Origin of the sequence: Gilliamella sp. B2772 (assembly GCF_026536985.1) — a bacterium.
Classification (GTDB): Bacteria; Pseudomonadota; Gammaproteobacteria; order Enterobacterales; family Orbaceae; genus Gilliamella; species Gilliamella apicola_E.
Window position 1 is genome coordinate 1 of sequence record NZ_JAFNNB010000007.1, and the last position, 18,366, is coordinate 18,366.

An 18,366-nucleotide genomic window follows, 5' to 3' on the forward strand; every position below is an offset into this window, starting at 1 on the left:
ACCTCAGACTTTCGAGTTAGTCGGACGAGATAGTCAAGGAAATGAAGCCGTTAAGTATGGATTTGAGTTAAAACAGTGGTTCGTTAATCGAGGCCCTAGCTCTTACCATTATTCAGATACATTATCTTGGTGTAATAGCTTTGGTTATCGGATGGTTAAGATAAAAGATTTAACTAATGCTGTTAGTTCAGCAAAAGGAGAAACTATATCTGGGGCTACGCCTTCATCATCGGGTAATTATTACCAGCGTCAGATTGGTGCAGGTTTTTTTACAGAATGGGGAGAGATGTACGGCTACGCCAACGCCAATTTCATGTTCAGCTTTTACTGGACAAACGACCCTATTGATAGAGACCACTTTGTCGTGTCTGCATCCAACGGTGCTGTGGGTTGGTTTAAGTACTACACTCGCTACGGGCTTTGCGTTTCGCCTTAGTTACGTTAATGAGTAAGCATAAAAATATATAAATCAGAATATTAATCAGCAAGGATGCCAACTATGCATTATAATTTCAAATATCGACAACACAGGTTAAATTATTATTTAAATTTATTTAATTTAAGCATTCAACGCTTATTTTTCCATTTCAGTTTATTCATCCGCGAAAATTTAAGAACGCTTTGCCGCTCATTGCGAAGTGCTTTTCAATGCTTCTTTCGTGGTTCCAAATTATCCCGGCAAATCTTTTTAGTGTTCATGGTGGTTACTTTTCATCCTTTTCCTGGCCATGCATTAACATCTAAAACATCAAATGTTGTTAATGGTAATGTTCCGTATTTAACATTTGATGGCGGTCGCACACGTGCAACTAATACCGACGGTTTGCTAGGGATTACTTTATCAAATGGAATGAGATATACCCCGTCAACGAATAATTCATCAAATTTTCCAATAGTGCTACCGATAGTAGGCCAAAGTTTTGCAGATATTAGTATGTTTGTGCCAACTAATACCAATTCAGTTGCGCTCAGTACCGTTATCGGTTGGCCATATAATTATTGGGGCGATGATGATGGTGATGGTGATATTTCTGCGACAGGCAGTTTAAATTTATCTATTTTTGATAAAAACGACCAACCAGTTTCACGTTATACTGTACTGGATATTTGTAATGCACCCTACCGAATTGTATTAAGTAATACATTCAGTACATTGAGTTCACGTTATGGTGTTCCAAATAGCCGTTTCTATGGTGCTGGAAGTGTAACATATTATGTTAAACCTAATTTACCACCAGCGATTTGTTTTGTTAAGCCAAATGTGGTTCATGAGAGAAGAGAGTACAATGGTCCAGATTGGTTGTGGGACAGTAATAAAGGTTTTCGGATTCAGTCAACATCCCCATCATCTTATAACTTAAATTTTCCTACAACGGGTGCTCATGGTTTTTACTTTGATTTGGATATTGGTGGTGTGGGTCCGCTGTCATGGGCGCCTGTTTCACGAGAGGGTATAACCGCGAATATGTACTATTTAAACAATACCACTCTACGCGTTACATTAACCGGTCCAGTAATTCCGCCATCTCAATGGCATTCTAAGAATCCTAATCGTATAGCTAAGCCGACTCTACCCCAGACCTTCGAGTTAATTGGTCGTGACAGTCGAGGTAACGAAGTTGTTAAGTATGGTTTTGTGTTAAATAAGTGGTTTGTTAATAACGGTGATGGGGTTAATAAACTGGATGAATTAAGTGAATTGTGTAAAAAAATAGGAGGTTATAAAGTTGTGACGGTAAGGGATTTAACTAATGCAAATTTTGATGGCTTAGGTGCTACCCCATCATCATCAGGTAATCATTTTCAGCGACGAATTGGTGCAGGGCTCTTGTCAGAGTGGGGCACTGTGTACCTATACTCTGGAGCCAATTTCTACAACGATTGGTATGTGACTCGTAATAAGTATGGTAGCAATTCGATTGTAGTGCATTTAGGCACAGGTCTTGCAAAAGTGGCGCGATTATATGATACAAAAGCTGGTATGCTTTGTGTTGTACCTTAACTATTTTTTACATCCTAATTTTTAAGGAAATTGGAATAGAAAAAAGGTTATTAATTGATAGCAGACTTGAAGTCATAACCAATGCGATAAAAAAGCGATTTTGTGGCTTAGTTACGCTTGAATCACCCGCTTAGGCGGGTTTATTTTTGAGGTGTTTTATCGCAAAAAAGTTGAGGAGCGGGGTTTTTGAATTATCATTTTTATTAAAAATCCCCCTCAATCTGAAATATCTAATTTATCTATTAGAGTGAAAGCTGAAATCTATATAACCTAGTTAACTTTCTACGTTAAAATAACTAACTTTTTTTTTTATCGCAAATTAAAGGACAAACCTAATGACAACCGAATTGACAACGCTTGATAAGATTAAACGCCAAATTGCCGAAAATCCGATTATTCTTTATATGAAAGGTTCGCCAAAATTGCCAAGTTGTGGTTTTTCAGCTCAAGCTGTGCAGGTGTTATCGCAATGTGGTGTGCCGTTTGCGTATGTTGATATTTTACAAAATCCAGATATTCGTGCTGAATTGCCAAAATTTGCTAACTGGCCGACCTTTCCACAACTTTGGGTTGAAGGTGAGTTGATTGGTGGTTGTGATATTATGTTAGAGATGTTTCAAACAGGTGAACTACAAACCTTGATCAAAGAGACTGCAGAAAATCATAAAAATGATTAATAATGTTGAGAAAGAGAGCGTTAAGCTCTCTTTTTTTATATTTTGACTATTCTTCTGTTTTCGAATCGATTAAAGGCCAGCCACCTAATCGTTTAAAACGGTTAACGATTTCACAAAATAAAATAGCAGTCTTTTCGGTATCATAAAGAGCTGAATGTGCTTGTTTATGATCAAACGGGATATTTGCCGTTTCGCAGGCTTTAGCCAGAACTGTTTGCCCAAAGGCTAAACCACAAAGTGATGCCGTATCAAAAGTCGCAAAAGGGTGGAAAGGGTTGCGTTTAATACCCGATCTTTCAGCCGCAGTCATCAAAAAACTGTGATCAAAATGCGCATTATGTGCCACTATTACAGCACGAGTACAGTCATTGGCTTTGATTCCGGTGCGAACTAATTTAAAGATTGCCTCAATTGCCTCTTTCTCATCAACCGCGCCTCGTAACGGATTATTGGGATCAATACCGTTAAAAGCTAACGCTGTTGGCTCTAAAATAGCATCGGCAAAGGGATTGACATTAAATTGCAATGTCTTATCAGGCTCGAGCCAGCCGTCATCTGTCATTTTAAGCGTAATGGCTGCGATTTCTAAAATAGCATTGAGTTTTGGATCAAATCCGGAGGTTTCTATATCGATAACCACGGGATAAAATCCTCGAAAGCGTTCACAAAGTTTTGGCACAATAGTTAGTCTTATCTATCTAAAATGAGAGGTATTATGCCAGTTTTTACTTTTTTCGCCTAGTTTTACCTACTTAAATCAATTAAGTTTTTAACTTAGTGTGACCAGTTAATCCTCTTGAGTTTTATTCTTTATAGGCGTTATTAGCATCTTACTTATCCTATTTTGCTTTGCTATCAAATTTTACTACTGTGCGTTAAATCTATATTAAGCATGTTGTCCCGAAATCTAAACTAGTCAAGTGAGTGATTAAATTTGAGACTTAATCTTGAATAAGCAGGATGGTAAAAAACTTAAAATAATTGTTTAATTAATCATAATATCGGGTGAGATATTACGAGAAAGCGACTATAATTAGCGCCAAACAAAAGGGCGAAAAGTTTATTTGGTCATCTTAAGCATTTTGTTAAGACTGTTTTAGTTTAATTCTAAGGTTTGCGAGGGCATTGTGCATAATTTCGAACTTCAACACATCATTGATACACATCTGCAAGTGACACGATATCGTGACTATGCGCCAAATGGTTTGCAAGTTCAAGGTCGTCCGGAGATTAACAAAATTGTGACAGGGGTAACGGCTTGTCAGTTATTGTTAGATAAAGCGGTCGAGCTAAATGCTGATGCGATTCTTGTTCATCATGGTTATTTTTGGAAAAATGAGCCAGAGACGATTACTGGCATAAAGTATCATCGAATGAAGACTTTACTTAGCCATGATATCAATTTATATAGTTATCATCTTCCATTAGATGGTCATCCAGTATTGGGTAATAATGTGTTGCTTGGGCAAATGTTTGATATTACGGTTGATGCGCGTGATGATATTACCGATTTGCTTTTTAAAGGCACGTTAGCGAATCCGTTAACCGCAATTGAATTTAAACAGCTACTTGAACATAAGCTACATAATGGTTGCCATTCAGTTTTATTTTGTTGTGATAATGCCCCAGCAGTGATTAAGCGAGTTGCATGGTGTAGTGGTGGCGGTCAGGATTATATTGAAACGGCTGCTCAGCAAGGCTTTGATGCTTTTTTTACTGGAGAAGTATCGGAACGAACCATTCACATTGCCCGTGAATACGGTATCAATTTTTATGCTTGCGGACATCATGCCACAGAGCGATATGGTATAAAAACATTAGGAGAATGGTTATCGACTAACCATGGCTTAGAAACTATTTTTATCGATATTGATAATCCTGCATAACAAAAGTTGAATTTAAATAAGAAATATCGCATACTTATTCGCAGTTTTTTTAATCTTTAAGTTGTTTTATAAACACAGAATATGAGAGGTCGCTTTATGTTTACAGGAAGTCTGGTCGCACTTGTTACTCCAATGGATACGAAAGGAAATGTGGACCATGTAAGCCTAAAAAAAATGGTCGAATATCATATTGAAAATGGCACATCTGCTATTGTATCAGTAGGAACTACTGGCGAATCAGCAACGCTTGATCATCATGAGCACATTGATGTTATTAAACGCACTATTGATTATGCAGATGGTCGAATTGATATTATTGCTGGCACAGGTTCAAATGCCACCAAAGAAGCGATCGAATTAACTCGTCAAGTTGAAAATATCGGTGTAGTTGGTTGCTTAACGGTAGCGCCTTACTACAATAAACCAACGCAAGAAGGTTTATACCAACACTTCAAAGCTATTGCAGAAAGTTCTCCATTACCTCAAATTATTTATAATGTTCCTGGTCGTACTTGTAGTGACATTAAACCAGAAACTGTCGGTCGATTAGCTAAAATTAAAAACATTGTTGCGTTAAAAGATGCAACGGGTGATCTGTCTCGCGTTTACAAAACTCGTAAATTAGTTGGCGAAGATTTTAAGCTATTAAGTGGTGATGATGCGACTTTCTTAGACTTTATCATTTTAGGTGGTGATGGTGTTATCTCGGTAACCGCTAACGTAGCAGCGAAACAAGTTGCAACCGTTTGTGAATTGGCATTTAATAACCAAATCCAACAAGCACGCACGTTAAACGATACTTTAATGGGTCTTCATACTCATCTATTTATTGAACCAAACCCAACGCCAGCAAAATGGGCGTGTACTCGTTTAGGTTTAATGGCAAACGGCACTATACGTTTACCATTAGTGCCATTGAGTGATGCTTCTATTCCTGTAGTTGAACAAGCATTAAAAGATGCTAAATTAATTTAAAATTGACTATAACCTTACTTAAAAGCAGAAATCTATGTTGAATAAAACTGAATTGAAAAGCAATGCCTTTAAAAAACTAGCTGTTTTATCGGTTATTACATCGATGTTTATGGTTGGATGTAGTAGCGATCAAAGTTATAAACGAGAGGTTGATGGCAATGAAGATTACCTCAATTCGCCCGCTTTAAAAGCGTTAATTATTCCTGAAGGTGTTTCTGTACCAGTCGAATCTGGTGATTTTTATGTGGACAACAACAAAATTGATGGTGCCGTTGGTAAACAACTTGATATTCGTCCACCAACATTAGCTATTGCAACTATCCCAGAATCTTTTGTACATCATGAACATAACACTGTTACCTTTAACGTGCCAGTTAGTTATGGTGTATGGAATAATATTCCAAATACATTGAATAAACAAAATATACTGGTTAGTTCAAGCGATAGTAAAACCATTAAAACAAATAATGCAATTATTTCTCGCCAAGATGAACAACAACCGGTTGAGGCTTCTTTTGTCTTTACCCGCCAAAATTTAGGCGCAACAGAAACTATCACTATCGTATTAAGTTCATTAACGCGTAGTGGTGAAAATCTTATGTCACAACCGATCGAAGTTCAGCGTTATGTAGTTGGATTATTTAATCAAATAATGGATGATGTCGCACCTGAATCGCTACGAACTGTGCCGGTTAAAACAGATGAAAAAAAGTCAGATCCAAATAAAGAGCTGAAAGAAGATCTTAAAGACAGTATCAGAGATAGCATCAGAAATGATCGCTAATTTAACGATTAGATAATCTTTCATCTAAATGAGTTAAAACCGCGTAAAGCCGATTTTAACCCAATAGCGGAGTAACTTACCTTTGCTATATAAATGAATGTTTATAATTACAGTTTATAACTAAAGTTTATGACTACAGTTTATAAATACGGTTTATAGCTAACACTTATAACGGCAAGGTACTTGATTTGAAATTAAGGGGCGAATAGCTCCTTAATTATTTATTGGCAATTTGATATAAGGTTATAAACATGAAAAAGTTGGCTGAGCTTTATCGTGGTAAAGCAAAAACGGTTTACACCACTGACAACCCAGATCTATTAATCCTTGAATTTCGTAACGACACCTCGGCATTTGATGGACTGCGCATTGAGCAGTTAGATCGAAAGGGGATGGTCAATAACAAATTTAACTATTTTATTATGACCAAGTTACGTGAAGCAGGTATTCCAACTCAAGTTGAAGCCCTATTATCAGATAATGAAGTTTTAGTTAAAAAACTTGATATGGTGCCAGTTGAGTGCGTCGTTCGTAATCGAGCTGCTGGTTCATTAGTAAAACGTTTAGGCGTTGAAGAAGGCAAAATCCTTAATCCTCCAACATTTGAACTTTTTTTAAAAAATGATGCCCTGCATGACCCTATGGTCAATGAGTCACACTGTAAAGCATTTGGCTGGGCAACGGATGAGCAGTTAGCAACGATGAAGGAACTTAGCTTTAAAATAAATACCGTGCTAACAGAGCTTTTTGATAAAGCCGGATTAATTTTAGTTGATTACAAATTAGAGTTTGGTCTATTTCATGGCGAAATCACATTAGGCGATGAGTTTTCACCAGATGGTTGCCGTTTATGGGAAAAAGAGACCTTGAAAAAAATGGATAAAGATCGCTTCCGTCAAGGTTTAGGTGGTGTGATTGAGGCCTACGAAGAGGTAGCCAAACGTATTGGTGTTCCACTTTAATGTTTGCCCAATTTGATATCTCCTTTTTTTTATTATTAGGTTTAGCTGCACTGTGTTATATCACGCATAATAACACAGTGACCTTTGCAGTATTGCTACTGTTGTTATTCAAATTAACACCGCTAGCAACCTATTTTCCGTTCTTAAATCAATATGGATTAACCATTGGCATTGTCATTTTAACGGCGGCTATGATGGTTCCTTTAGCGGATGGCTCGTTAAAAATTACCGATATTGTAAAATCATTCACCACCTGGCAATCGTTACTGGCTATTTTAGTTGGCATATTAGTCTCATGGTTAGGCACGCGTGGCATATCCTTAATTGGTGCTCATCCAACTATAATTAATGGCTTAATTATTGGTACACTTATTGGTGTTGCCTTTTTCAAAGGGATACCGGTTGGTCCATTGATTGCAGCAGGAATTTTATCCTTATTGATTGGAAAAAGTTAATCAATGATTAATAGCACCAGAAAGCTATGGGTGTTAAACGGTTCGCATCCCCAATTATTTAATCAAGTCAGCGCTATTATTCAACAGCACCGGGGCGATTGGCTTACAGTTACCACAAAAACAGATTTGCCCGTAGCGATTAACCATCATATTCATCCCAATCAAACCAAATCATTACTTGGCAAAGAGTTTAAACATGCTATTTTCGATGCCACCGAAGGTTTTAATTTAGATGCTTTTGCGATGCTAGCCGGCACTTTAATCAAAGGTAGTGTGCTAATTTTATTACTGCCAGATGATTTGACCAATTGGGTGGACCAAGATAGTTTGCGTTGGAATGAATCTACAAAGCCGATTCGTGTGCCCAATTTTGTTCAACATTTACAACAAACCTTATCAAAATTTGCTACAGAAAAGCCACCAGAGTTTACGCAGCAGGATGATGGGCAAAAGGATTTAACCGAGCAACAGTTAGTGCTGAACCAACTCCTAAAAAGCAATAGTCGTTTAAATATCTTAATGGCTAAACGAGGGCGCGGAAAATCAGCATTAGCTGGGCAATTTACTCATTATCATGAATGCTGGGTAACAGCACCGAATAAAAGTGCGCTAACGACTTTTTTTCAGTTTGCTAAACCAGGAACACCGTTTTATGCGCCAGATCAACTAATTGAAATGGTCGATCATCCATTTCCTGAGTGGTTGATCATTGATGAAGCGGCGATGATCCCATTGCCAATGTTGGAGCAACTGCTAAAGCTGTCACCATCGACTAAAATCCTATTGATCACAACGGTAGAAGGTTACGAAGGAACAGGGCAGGGGTTTTTATTAAAATTACTGGACAGGCAAATTTGCCAGCGATTTTATCTTAATTCGCCTATTCGTTGGCAAGATAACGATCAACTCGAACAACTTTGCGATAACTTATTGCTTAATGGCGTCATAAAATCGCAAACCAATGAGCAAGCTACCGTCTATTCTCTTAACGAAAGAACAGATATCGACCTACTTAAGTCTATCTACAATTTATTAAAAACGGCTCATTATCAAACAACCTTGGTTGATTTAAGACGACTATTTGATGCACAAAACTTAGCTGTTTGGCAGGCCAAAAAAGGTGATCAACTTATTGCTGGGGCAATTACGATTGATGAAGGTAATTTGACTGATGACTTAATCGATGCCGTTTGGAAAGGCACACGCCGACCAAAAGGCAATCTTGTCGCGCAATCATTGGTTGCACATGCTGGTGATAAACTAGCGGCAAAACTAAAATCGGTCAGAATTAACCGTATTGCGGTTATAGAGCCTTATCGACGTCAACATATTGCCCTGAAGTTGGTCGAACATATCTATCAACAAGCAATGAAAAATCACAACGATTTTGTCTCTGTCAGTTTTGCTTACAGCGCCGTTAATTATCAATTTTGGCACAATTGTGGCTTTACCTTAGTCCATATTGCCAGCCATAAACAAGCCAATTCTGGTAGTTATTCAATGATGGCAATCAAACCCATCACTCAGCAAGGTTATGAACTAAGCCAACGTTTAGCGGAAAATTTAAGGCGTAATAGCTATTGGCTTAATGCCATTATCGATTTACCTTTCAGTCAACTTATCACCATTGATGATCAGCAGGCATTAACTCATCAAGATCTTCAGGATCTGCAAGGATTTTGTAATTATCATCGACCGTTTGAAGCAACTTATCCGGCACTGTGTCGTCTAAAACAGGCAACAAATGGTAAAATACCTTCACTATTATTACAAAGTAGTGAATCGATAAATAAACTACCAAGTCGAAATGAGATGATCCAAGCTATCAAACAAGAAGTAAAAACATGGCTTGAAAAATTATCAAACTGACCAAATAAAGATCAGCTAATTTACGATCAAAAAATGAAAAGTCAGTTGCCGTCAGATGAAAACTACGTTTAAAATGACGCCGATTTTAAATAAAAGGATCCTATTGTGTTAGAAAATAAATCACAACATTCCAATTCTAAATCAGGTATAGAATACTTTTTCCAAGGCTGGTCTTTAGCATTTAGTCCTGGTTTAAAACGCTTTGTATTTTTACCGTTGCTGGCTAATATCGTTATTATGTCAGCGCTATTTTATTGGTTTTTTGTTTCAATCACTGGCATGGTGGATTGGGGCTTATCGTTTATGCCAAGTTGGTTGCACTGGTTGGGCTACATCATTAGTGCTATTGTCATTTTAACTTTAACAATTTTATTTTGTTATTTTTTCAGTACGATAACCAACGTTATAGCTGCGCCTTTCAATGGTCTGCTGGCCGAACAGGTAGAAGCACAGCTCACCGGTGTACCTGCGCCTGATACCTCTTGGTTGAGTTTAATAAAAGACTTACCTCGCATCTTAAAGCGCGAGTTACAAAAATTTGGCTATTATTTATTATGGGCGATTCCGATATTGCTAACCTACTTGATTCCCATCATCGGGCAATCGGTTACTCCGATAGTGTGGTTCTTATTTACTGCTTGGCAGATTAACATCCAATATGCGGATTATGCCTTTGATAACCACAAAATCTCTTTTGAGCGTATGCGTCAATTATTAAGACAAGATCGCGCTGACAATCTGCTATTTGGTATGTTAATCAGCTTCTTTACCATGGTGCCATTATTGAATTTAATTATTATGCCAATTGCGGTTTGTGGCGCGACAGCGATGTGGGTTGATCGCTATCGTCACCAAGCTATTTTTGCAAGTAAAAGTCAGGACTTTCGATAATTTATTTTTGCTTAGGACGACTTGGCCAATCGTCGTCCTCATCATCAGAATAAGGGATAGGTTTTATCCCTTTCTTTTTTTCTAAATAGTGCTTATAGCTTAGTTTATTCAGTGCTTTAATTGTATTAATAAAGATCCCCACCAAAATAATAAGAATCACCCACCAATAATCTTTAAGCCACTCCATTTAAATCCCCTTGAGTATTTAGCACAAAGCATGATCTCATATTAAAATCTATAGTAACTTTTCTAAAATATCGATATAGATAGCTTGTAATGTAATGACATCTTGGCAATTTACATTTTCATTCACTTTATGAATAGTTTTATTTAACACACCAAGCTCAATCACCTGACAACCTAACTTAGCAATAAAACGCCCGTCGGATGTTCCGCCACTGGTTGATAACTTGGTATCAATTTGTGTAAAGGCCTTAATTGCACTTGTTGCTGCATCAGTTAGCTCACCTTGTGGTGTTAAAAATGGATGGCCGGACAAACGCCAATTTAACGTATAGTTTAAATGATGTTTTTGCAAAATCGCCTCGACTTTTGCTTTAATCATCTCATCGGTTAACTCACTACTATAACGAAAATTAAATTGCACTGACAAATCACCAGGAACCACATTTTCAGCGCCGGTTCCACCATTAATATTGGCTATTTGCATTGTCGTTTGTGGAAAATATTCATTACCATTATCCCAAACCGTCGTTACCAGTTCATTCAAAGCGGGCGCAAATTTATGCACCGGATTATCAGCAAGATGAGGATAAGCAACATGTCCCTGAATACCATGTACCACTAAATTGGCTGTCAAAGAGCCACGACGCCCATTCTTAATCTGATCACCAAGAACACTATCACTTGAAGGCTCACCAACAATACAGTAATCGATCTGTTCTTGACGTTTAATCAGCAAATCAACCACTTTTACTGTGCCATCGGTTGCATCTGCTTCCTCATCGGAAGTCAGCAAAAACGCGATCCGACCAGTATGGTCAGGATATTTTTTAACAAACGTCTCAGCGGCACAAACCATAGCCGCTACGCCACTTTTCATATCGGCTGCGCCACGACCATACAAAACACCGTTTTCATCAATAGTTGGCTCAAAAGGCGGGTAACACCACTTACTCTCATCCCCTGCTGGCACCACATCAGTATGACCGGCAAACATCAAGGTTTTACCACTACCATGGTAGGCCCAAAGGTTTTTCGTCTTACCAATATTTACCTCTTCAATCACAAAGCCTAACGGCTTTAGACGATCGATAATCATCTGCTGGCAGTTCTTATCATCGGGGCTTATTGATCTTTCAGCAATCAATGCTTTGGTTAGTGCAATAACAGGTTCAGTCATGGTGATCTCGATCTTATGATTTAGGTTTAACAAATTGCGAATAGCTCTCGTCAGAAAATCCCAACAAAGCCCGCTTACCATCAACAAGTAGTGGACGCTTTAAAATAGAAGGATTAGCTAACATAATCTTGATAGCGGCATCTTGATTATCAACTTGATTACGTACTGTTTCGTTAAGCTTACGCCAAGTCGTACCACGAGTATTTAACAAACTCTGCCAATCAACAAGTTTTAATAAATCACTTAACAACTCAGCCGACAAACCATCGGTTTTGTAATTATGAAATTGGTAATTAACTTGATGATCATTGAGCCAAGTAAACGCTTTTTTCATGGTATCACAATTCTTAATCCCATAAATAATATACATAACTATTTGCCCTAAAATGAAAAGATAAATCGATTATAACAGCTAAAAAACAGCAAACAAAGGGAAAGTGGGTTTTATAAAAATGATGAAATTTTGATAAAAAAGTTGAGGAGAGGGGTTTTTGAGGTTCCAAATTTCGATTAAAAATTATCAAATTATCAAAATTACTCATCACTCAGGTAAATTTTTTCAGGATCTTAATTATAGTTTTTTAAAGGTTTGTAAGGAAGATGATTTTAATTAAAACAATAGATAGTCGATCCTTTCAAGATATTTCTTGCGATCTTCTTTACGAATGTTAACGATCCAAAACAAAAAAAGAATTGCATCGCGTTTTTCCAGTAACTATACTCTTTTACCGTTTTAGCTGGATGGCTAAAATTCAAACAAAACCGTAAATAAATCAAAAATATACTTGACAGGATTGTCGCAGATGTTCTATAATTTTCAACAAGCAACAAGCAACAAGCAACTTGGCCAACCAATAATTTAAATTCGTCAAAGTTAAGCTCCCAGCGTTTATTTTTCACCAAAGTTTATTTTTTCACGCAATTATGCGGAATTTTGCAAATTTTCTCGCGATCTTTTTTTCGATCCTACTATAGATCCTTCTTGCGATCCTCTTTTCGATCTAATTTATTCCGGCAGATTTTTTTAGGTGTGGTTGTTTTACTTCCTTTTTTCAGTCATGCATTAACCTCTAAAACCTCGAATATGATTCATGGTAATGCGCCTTATTTGACTTTCGATGGTGGTCGCACTCGTGTGATAGATGTTAACGGTCTGCTTGGTATTACACTATCTGATGGTAGACATTATACGCCTTCTACCAATACTTCATCTACAACCCCAATCGTCTTGCCGGTTGCGGGTCAGAGTTTTGCTGATATAAGTATGTTCGTTCCTACTGATACTAATTCAGTCGATTTAAGTTCTCTTATTGGTCCTCCTAATAATTATTGGGGTGATGATGATGGTGATTCTGACGTTACTGTTACTGGTTCTTTAAGTTTATCTATCGTCGATAAATACAGTCAATCTGTATCACGTAGTACAGTGCCAGAGATTTGTAAGGCACCTTATAAGGTTACGTTATCCAGTACTAACGGCACATTAGCTACTCGTTACGGAGTTCCTTCTAGTAGTACATTCAATGCAAGTAGTGTGGCTTATTATGTTAATCCTAAGGCTACGCCGGTGGTTTGTTTTGTAAGACCTGATTTGACTTACGCTTCAGGTAATTATGCTGGTCCGTCTTGGATGTGGGACCCTCTTGATGGTTTTCTTCCTCAGTCAACTTCCCCGTCATCTTACGGTTCAAACTTTCCTACTACTGGTCTTAATGGATTGTACTTTGATTTACTCTTTGGTGGTGTTGATCAGTCTTTGTCTTGGTCTTCGGTATCTCAGGGTGGTATTACAGCTACAATGACTAATTCTACCGCTACAAGCGTACGCGTTACTTTAAGTGGTCCTTACGCTACCGAATCCCAGCATAATTCAGTCAATCCAGGTCTTATTTCCAAACCTATTTTGCCTCAGACCTATGAGTTGGTCGGTCGTGATGGTCAAGGTAATCCAGTTGTTAAATATGGTTTTACTTTGAAGCAGTGGTTCGTCAACCGTGGTACTGTGAGGAACGCTTATTCTAATACCTTATCTTGGTGTAATAGTATTGGTTATCGGCTTTCTGATGTAAAGGATTTAACCAATGCATCTTGTCGTGGTAATAATTCAGGCAATTGGTGTCAAGATTCAGTCGGTGCCAATCCTTCTTCGCCTAATAATTTATACCAGCGTCATATAGGTGCAGGATTTTTCACGGAGTGGGGCCGTATGTCCTATTACTCAAGCATTGGCTTCCCCTACGATTGGTACTGGACTAGTGACCCGTTTGGTAGTGGCCAATTTATAGTGCGCACAGACGACGGTTATGTGAATTGGGACTACAGCTACAACAACTACTACGGGCTTTGCACTTATCCTTAGTTTTTATTTTTTCTTCCTTAAGCTTTAAAGCTTGGGGGTAAAGGAGTAGCTAAATTATTAAGAAATATTTGACTTGAAGAGTCAAGGTGGTTGTCAAATAAAAAGCGATTTTGTGGTTTAGCCCCTCCGGACATCATCATCCCTCAACCGGGGGGGATTTTTAAAGTGTTTAACTTTAAAAAAGTTGAGGAACGGGGTTTTTGAAATTTAAGATTCCACTTGAAAATTATTAAATTATCAAAATCACTAATTTCAAATACTTAAATATAATTTTTTATGGATTATTAATAATAATTTTTAGATGTTTATAAAGATGATGTTCATTAATGAAAAAAGTAAATAAATTAGAAATATACTTAACAGGATTGTTGTGCATGTTCGATAATTTTCAGAAGACAACTTGGTCAACCTCTAATTTAAATTCGTCGAAGTTAAGTTCCCAGCGTTTATTTTTTACCAAAGTTTATTTTTTCACACAATTATGGGGAATTTTGCAAATTTTCGCGCGATCTTTTTCTCGATCCTTTTTACGATCTAATTTACTCCGTCAGATTGTTTTTTGCGTGGCGATTTTTCTTCCTCTTTTCAGCCATGCATTAACCTCTAAAACCTCAAATGTGATTCATGGTAATGCGCCGTATTTGACTTTCGATGGTGGTCGTACTCGTGCGGTTGATGCTGATAGTCTGCTTAGTATCATTTTATCAAATGGTATGCAATACACGCCTTCAACTAATACTTCATCTCCTGAAAATCCAATCGTGTTGCCTGTTGCTGGTCAGAGTTTTGCTGATATAGGCATGTTCGTTCCTACTGATACTAATTCAGTCGATTTAAGTGCTCTTATCGCTCCTCCTTATAATTATTGGAGAGATGATGATGGCGATTCAGACTTTACAGCTACAGGTTCTTTACGTGTATCTATCTCCTCTATAAGGCTAAGGACCGGTCCTAGATATTATTCACGCAGTACCGTGCTAGAGATTTGTACAGCACCTTATGAGGTTAGCTTATATAGTACTGGTGGTACTTTATCGACACGTTATGGGGTTCCTAATAGTAGTACTTTCAATGCAAGTTATGTAACTTATTATGTTACTCCTAACCCTAATAATGAGCCAAAGGTTTGTTTTGCTGATCCAGCGGAGGATGTGTTTACACATGATGGTATTCGAACTTCGATGTGGGACCCTGCGTATGGTTTTCTTCCTCAGTCAACTGACTCATATGATAAGAACTTTCCGACTACAGGTGCCAACAACATGTCCTTTAATTTACGCCTTGCTGGTAATAATCAAGCATTGTCTTGGTCTCCTGTCTCGCGAGGTGGTATCACTGCGACTATGACCAATTCTACAGCGAAAGGTGTACGGGTTACTTTAACTGGCCCTGTTGCAACTGAGTCCCAATGGAATTCCAGCAATCCTGGTCTAATTGCTAAGCTTACTTTGCCCCAGACATTCGAATTAGTTGGTCGAGATAGTAGTGGTAAAGCTATCGTTAAATATGGTTTTACATTAAAACAATGGTTTGTCAACCGAGGTAAAGGCTATTACTCCTATCCTAATATGGAGTCCTGGTGTAATAGTATTGGTTATCGTATGCCTACGGTTAAAGATTTAACTAATGCAAAACGTTATGAAGCGACTGGTGCTGAACCTTCATCATCTGGTAATTATTATCAGCATAGCATTGGTGCTGGCTTTATTGCGGAGTGGGGTAATCTAAGCCTATATAAAGATGCTAACTTTAGTACTAACAACTTTTATACTAACAGGTTTTGGACCAATGTTATAGCTGGCAACAATGTGTTTAATCGGTTTGTTGTTTTTTCTTATGATGGTCGTATACATTGGGATTATACTGGCTCTGATATCACTTTGGAAGGGCTTTGCACTTTACCTTAGTATCATCCATCGTGCGATAAAAAGCGATTTTGTGGTTTAGCCTCCCCCGTACATCATCATCCCTCAACCGGGGGGGATTTTTTGAGCAGTAGTAGTTTCAGCGTTTAAAATTCCACTTTGTAATGTTGCCATATGAATAATTTGGCTCTAAATAATGATGTGTTTTAATTATTTTTATATCAGAAAAGTTGAGGAGTGGGGTTTTTGGGGTTCTAAATTTCGATTAAAAATTATTAAATTATCGAAATTACTCATCACTCAGGTAAATTTTTTTAGGATCTTAATTATAGTTTTTTAAAGGTTTGTAAGGAAGATGATTTTAATTAAAACAATAGATAGTCGATCCTTTCAAGATCTTTCTTGCGATCTTCTTTACGAATGTTAACGATCCAAAACAAAAAAAGAATTGCATCGTGTTTTTCCAGTAACTATACTCTTTTAGCGTTTTAGCGGGATGGCTAAAATTCAAGCAAAACAGTAAATAAATCAAAAATATACTTGACAGGATTGTCGCAGATGTTCTATAATTTTCAACAGGCAACAGGCAACAGGCAACTTGGCCAACCTCTAATTTAAATTCGTCAAAGTTAAGTTCCCAGCGTTTATTCTTCACCAAAGTTTATTTTTTCACGCAATTATGCGGAATTTTGCAAATTTTCGCGCGATCTTTTTTTCGATCCTACTTTAGATCCTTCTTGCGATCCTCTTTTCGATCTAATTTATTCCGGCAGATTTTTTTAGGTGTGGCTATTTTACTTTCTTTTACCTGCCATGCATTAACCTCTAAAACCTCGAATTATATTCAGGGTAGTGCACCTTATTTGACTTTCGATGGTGGTCGTACTCGCGTTGTTGATACAAATGGGCTGCTTGGTATTACTCTATCTGATGGTACACAATACACGCCTTTAAATAATACCTCATCTACAACGCCAATCGTTTTGCCTGATGAAGAGCAAAGTTTTACTGATATAGACATGTTTGTTCCAACTGATACCGATTCAGTCGCTTTAAGTTCTCTTATCGGTCCTCCTAATAATTATTGGGGGGATGATGATGGTGATAGTGACGTTACTGTTACTGGTTCTTTAAGTCTATCTATCGTCGATAATAACAATCAAGCTGTATCACGTAATTCCGTATTAAAGATTTGTAATACTCCTTATAGGGTGACGTTATCCAGTACTAACGGCACATTATCCACACGTTATGGCGTTCCTAATAGTAGTGATTTCAGTGCCAATGTTGTGACGTATTTCGTTAATCCTAAGGCTACGTCGATGGTTTGTTTCACCAGACCTAATTTAAAAAATGCTAAGCTTGGTGATGATATTTTGTTCCCATATCATGATTATGCTGGTCCGTCTTTTATGTGGGACCCTGCTAATGGTTTTATCCCTCAGTCAACTGACCCTTCACGTTATGGTTCAAACTTTCCTACTACTGGCGCTAATGGACTGTACTTTGACTTAGATATTAGAGGTGTTAGTCAACCTTTGTCTTGGTCTTCATTATCTCAGGGGGGAATCACAGTTACAATGTCTAATTCAACTACTGCAAGCGTACGTGTTACTTTAACGGGTCCTTTCGCTACCGAATCCCAGCATAATTCAGCCAATCCTGGTCTTATTTCCAAACCTATTTTGCCTCAGACCTTTGAGTTGGTCGGTCGTGATGGTCAAGGTAATCCTGTTATTAAATATGGTTTTACATTGAAGCAGTGGTTCGTCAACCGTGGTACTAAGTGGGACAATTATTCTCCTGCCTTATCTTGGTGTAATAGTATTGGTTATCGAATGCCTCTCGTAAAGGATTTAACAAATGCATCTTGTCGTGGTAAAAATTCAGGCGATTGGTGTAAAGGTTTCGTCGGCGCCACACCTTCCTCACCTGGTAATTATTTCCAACGTAGAATTGGCTCTGGCTTTTTCAATGAGTGGGGTCCTCTTAGCGACTTTGGCGTTGGCTTCACCCATGACTCTTGGTACTGGACTAGTGACGTGAATGGTAGTCGTTGGCGGTATGTCGTGCAAACCTTCCACGGTGGTGTGGATGATCGCATCGACACCCCCCATGCCTCGCTCTGCTCATATCCTTAGTATTTATTTCTTCTTCCTCAAGCCTTAAAACTTGGGGGGATAAAGGAGAAGTTAAATTATTAAGAAATATTTGACTTGAAGAGTCAAGGTGGTTGTCAAATAAAAAGCGATTTTGTGGTTTAGCCCCTCCGGACATC

The 18,366-nt window shown here is 37.8% G+C and carries 17 protein-coding genes; 13 read left to right on the forward strand and 4 right to left on the reverse strand.

Annotation, left to right across the window (positions count from 1 at the left end; translation table 11 throughout):
- From J3T98_RS10970 to J3T98_RS10980, 3 genes are all read left to right on the forward strand, one after another.
- Positions 1–436: hypothetical protein (locus tag J3T98_RS10970; RefSeq protein WP_267362876.1), on the forward strand; the 436-nt coding region annotated here is incomplete at its 5' end.
- 63 nt (positions 437–499) lie between these two features.
- Positions 500–2,002 carry a hypothetical protein gene (locus J3T98_RS10975; RefSeq protein ID WP_267362879.1) on the forward strand — a complete coding sequence of 501 codons (1,503 nt, stop codon included), beginning with the start codon at positions 500–502 and terminating at the stop codon, positions 2,000–2,002.
- A 347-nt stretch (positions 2,003–2,349) separates the two neighbouring features.
- On the forward strand, positions 2,350–2,679 hold the full coding sequence (locus tag J3T98_RS10980) for a Grx4 family monothiol glutaredoxin (RefSeq protein ID WP_065563338.1): 330 nt from the start codon (positions 2,350–2,352) through the stop codon (positions 2,677–2,679).
- A 46-nt stretch (positions 2,680–2,725) separates the two neighbouring features.
- On the opposite strand, the gene rnt is transcribed toward J3T98_RS10980, so the two are convergent.
- Positions 2,726–3,373: a ribonuclease T gene (gene rnt, locus J3T98_RS10985; RefSeq protein ID WP_416380660.1), complete on the reverse strand. Its 648-nt coding sequence runs from the start codon at positions 3,371–3,373 to the stop codon at positions 2,726–2,728.
- 433 nt (positions 3,374–3,806) lie between these two features.
- Between rnt and J3T98_RS10990 the strand changes: the two genes are divergently transcribed.
- The 7 genes from J3T98_RS10990 to cysZ all read left to right on the forward strand — a co-directional run bounded on the left by J3T98_RS10990 (position 3,807) and on the right by cysZ (position 10,501).
- Positions 3,807–4,565 (forward strand): Nif3-like dinuclear metal center hexameric protein, encoded by a 759-nt coding sequence (locus tag J3T98_RS10990; protein ID WP_267362883.1) that lies wholly within the window; start codon positions 3,807–3,809, stop codon positions 4,563–4,565.
- Positions 4,566–4,661: 96 nt separating this feature from the next.
- Entirely contained in the window at positions 4,662–5,540 is an 879-nt protein-coding gene (gene dapA / locus J3T98_RS10995; RefSeq protein WP_065563334.1) for a 4-hydroxy-tetrahydrodipicolinate synthase, read from the forward strand.
- A 34-nt stretch (positions 5,541–5,574) separates the two neighbouring features.
- Positions 5,575–6,324 (forward strand): outer membrane protein assembly factor BamC, encoded by a 750-nt coding sequence (gene bamC, locus J3T98_RS11000; RefSeq protein WP_267362885.1) that lies wholly within the window; start codon positions 5,575–5,577, stop codon positions 6,322–6,324.
- A gap of 251 nt (positions 6,325–6,575) precedes the next feature.
- Positions 6,576–7,286 (forward strand): phosphoribosylaminoimidazolesuccinocarboxamide synthase, encoded by a 711-nt coding sequence (purC, locus tag J3T98_RS11005; RefSeq protein WP_065733895.1) that lies wholly within the window; start codon positions 6,576–6,578, stop codon positions 7,284–7,286.
- Positions 7,286–7,741 (forward strand): DUF441 domain-containing protein, encoded by a 456-nt coding sequence (locus J3T98_RS11010; protein ID WP_065563331.1) that lies wholly within the window; start codon positions 7,286–7,288, stop codon positions 7,739–7,741. Before purC ends, J3T98_RS11010 begins: the two co-directional genes overlap by 1 nt.
- Positions 7,742–7,744: 3 nt before the next feature.
- Positions 7,745–9,610 carry a tRNA(Met) cytidine acetyltransferase TmcA domain-containing protein gene (locus tag J3T98_RS11015; RefSeq protein WP_267362888.1) on the forward strand — a complete coding sequence of 622 codons (1,866 nt, stop codon included), beginning with the start codon at positions 7,745–7,747 and terminating at the stop codon, positions 9,608–9,610.
- Between the two features lie 105 nt (positions 9,611–9,715).
- Positions 9,716–10,501: a sulfate transporter CysZ gene (cysZ, locus tag J3T98_RS11020; protein WP_065563329.1), complete on the forward strand. Its 786-nt coding sequence runs from the start codon at positions 9,716–9,718 to the stop codon at positions 10,499–10,501.
- A 1-nt stretch (position 10,502) separates the two neighbouring features.
- Here the strand turns inward: cysZ and J3T98_RS11025 are convergent, their stop codons facing one another.
- The 3 genes from J3T98_RS11025 to J3T98_RS11035 are packed head-to-tail and all read right to left on the reverse strand — an operon-like array spanning position 10,503 to position 12,234.
- The gene (locus J3T98_RS11025) at positions 10,503–10,688 is read right to left on the reverse strand and encodes a YpfN family protein (protein ID WP_065563328.1); all 186 of its coding nucleotides are present in this window, start codon (positions 10,686–10,688) and stop codon (positions 10,503–10,505) included.
- Positions 10,689–10,736: 48 nt separating this feature from the next.
- Entirely contained in the window at positions 10,737–11,864 is a 1,128-nt protein-coding gene (gene dapE, locus J3T98_RS11030; RefSeq protein ID WP_267362890.1) for a succinyl-diaminopimelate desuccinylase, read from the reverse strand.
- Between the two features lie 13 nt (positions 11,865–11,877).
- The gene (locus J3T98_RS11035) at positions 11,878–12,234 is read right to left on the reverse strand and encodes an ArsC family reductase (protein ID WP_267362892.1); all 357 of its coding nucleotides are present in this window, start codon (positions 12,232–12,234) and stop codon (positions 11,878–11,880) included.
- 660 nt (positions 12,235–12,894) lie between these two features.
- Between J3T98_RS11035 and J3T98_RS11040 the strand changes: the two genes are divergently transcribed.
- The 3 genes from J3T98_RS11040 to J3T98_RS11050 all read left to right on the forward strand — a co-directional run bounded on the left by J3T98_RS11040 (position 12,895) and on the right by J3T98_RS11050 (position 18,229).
- Positions 12,895–14,223: a hypothetical protein gene (locus J3T98_RS11040; RefSeq protein WP_267362894.1), complete on the forward strand. Its 1,329-nt coding sequence runs from the start codon at positions 12,895–12,897 to the stop codon at positions 14,221–14,223.
- Between the two features lie 563 nt (positions 14,224–14,786).
- Entirely contained in the window at positions 14,787–16,130 is a 1,344-nt protein-coding gene (locus J3T98_RS11045) for a hypothetical protein (protein ID WP_267362896.1), read from the forward strand.
- Positions 16,131–16,873: 743 nt separating this feature from the next.
- The gene (locus tag J3T98_RS11050) at positions 16,874–18,229 is read left to right on the forward strand and encodes a hypothetical protein (protein WP_267362898.1); all 1,356 of its coding nucleotides are present in this window, start codon (positions 16,874–16,876) and stop codon (positions 18,227–18,229) included.
- Positions 18,230–18,366: the final 137 nt, after the last annotated feature.

Coding starts and splice junctions, on each gene's coding strand:
- J3T98_RS10975 (WP_267362879.1), top strand. CDS start 500: ATGCATTATAATTTCAAATATCGACAACACAGGTTAAATTATTATTTA.
- dapA (WP_065563334.1), top strand. CDS start 4,662: ATGTTTACAGGAAGTCTGGTCGCACTTGTTACTCCAATGGATACGAAA.
- bamC (WP_267362885.1), top strand. CDS start 5,575: ATGTTGAATAAAACTGAATTGAAAAGCAATGCCTTTAAAAAACTAGCT.
- purC (WP_065733895.1), top strand. CDS start 6,576: ATGAAAAAGTTGGCTGAGCTTTATCGTGGTAAAGCAAAAACGGTTTAC.
- J3T98_RS11010 (WP_065563331.1), top strand. CDS start 7,286: ATGTTTGCCCAATTTGATATCTCCTTTTTTTTATTATTAGGTTTAGCT.
- J3T98_RS11015 (WP_267362888.1), top strand. CDS start 7,745: ATGATTAATAGCACCAGAAAGCTATGGGTGTTAAACGGTTCGCATCCC.
- J3T98_RS11025 (WP_065563328.1), bottom strand. CDS start 10,688: ATGGAGTGGCTTAAAGATTATTGGTGGGTGATTCTTATTATTTTGGTG.
- dapE (WP_267362890.1), bottom strand. CDS start 11,864: ATGACTGAACCTGTTATTGCACTAACCAAAGCATTGATTGCTGAAAGA.
- J3T98_RS11035 (WP_267362892.1), bottom strand. CDS start 12,234: ATGTATATTATTTATGGGATTAAGAATTGTGATACCATGAAAAAAGCG.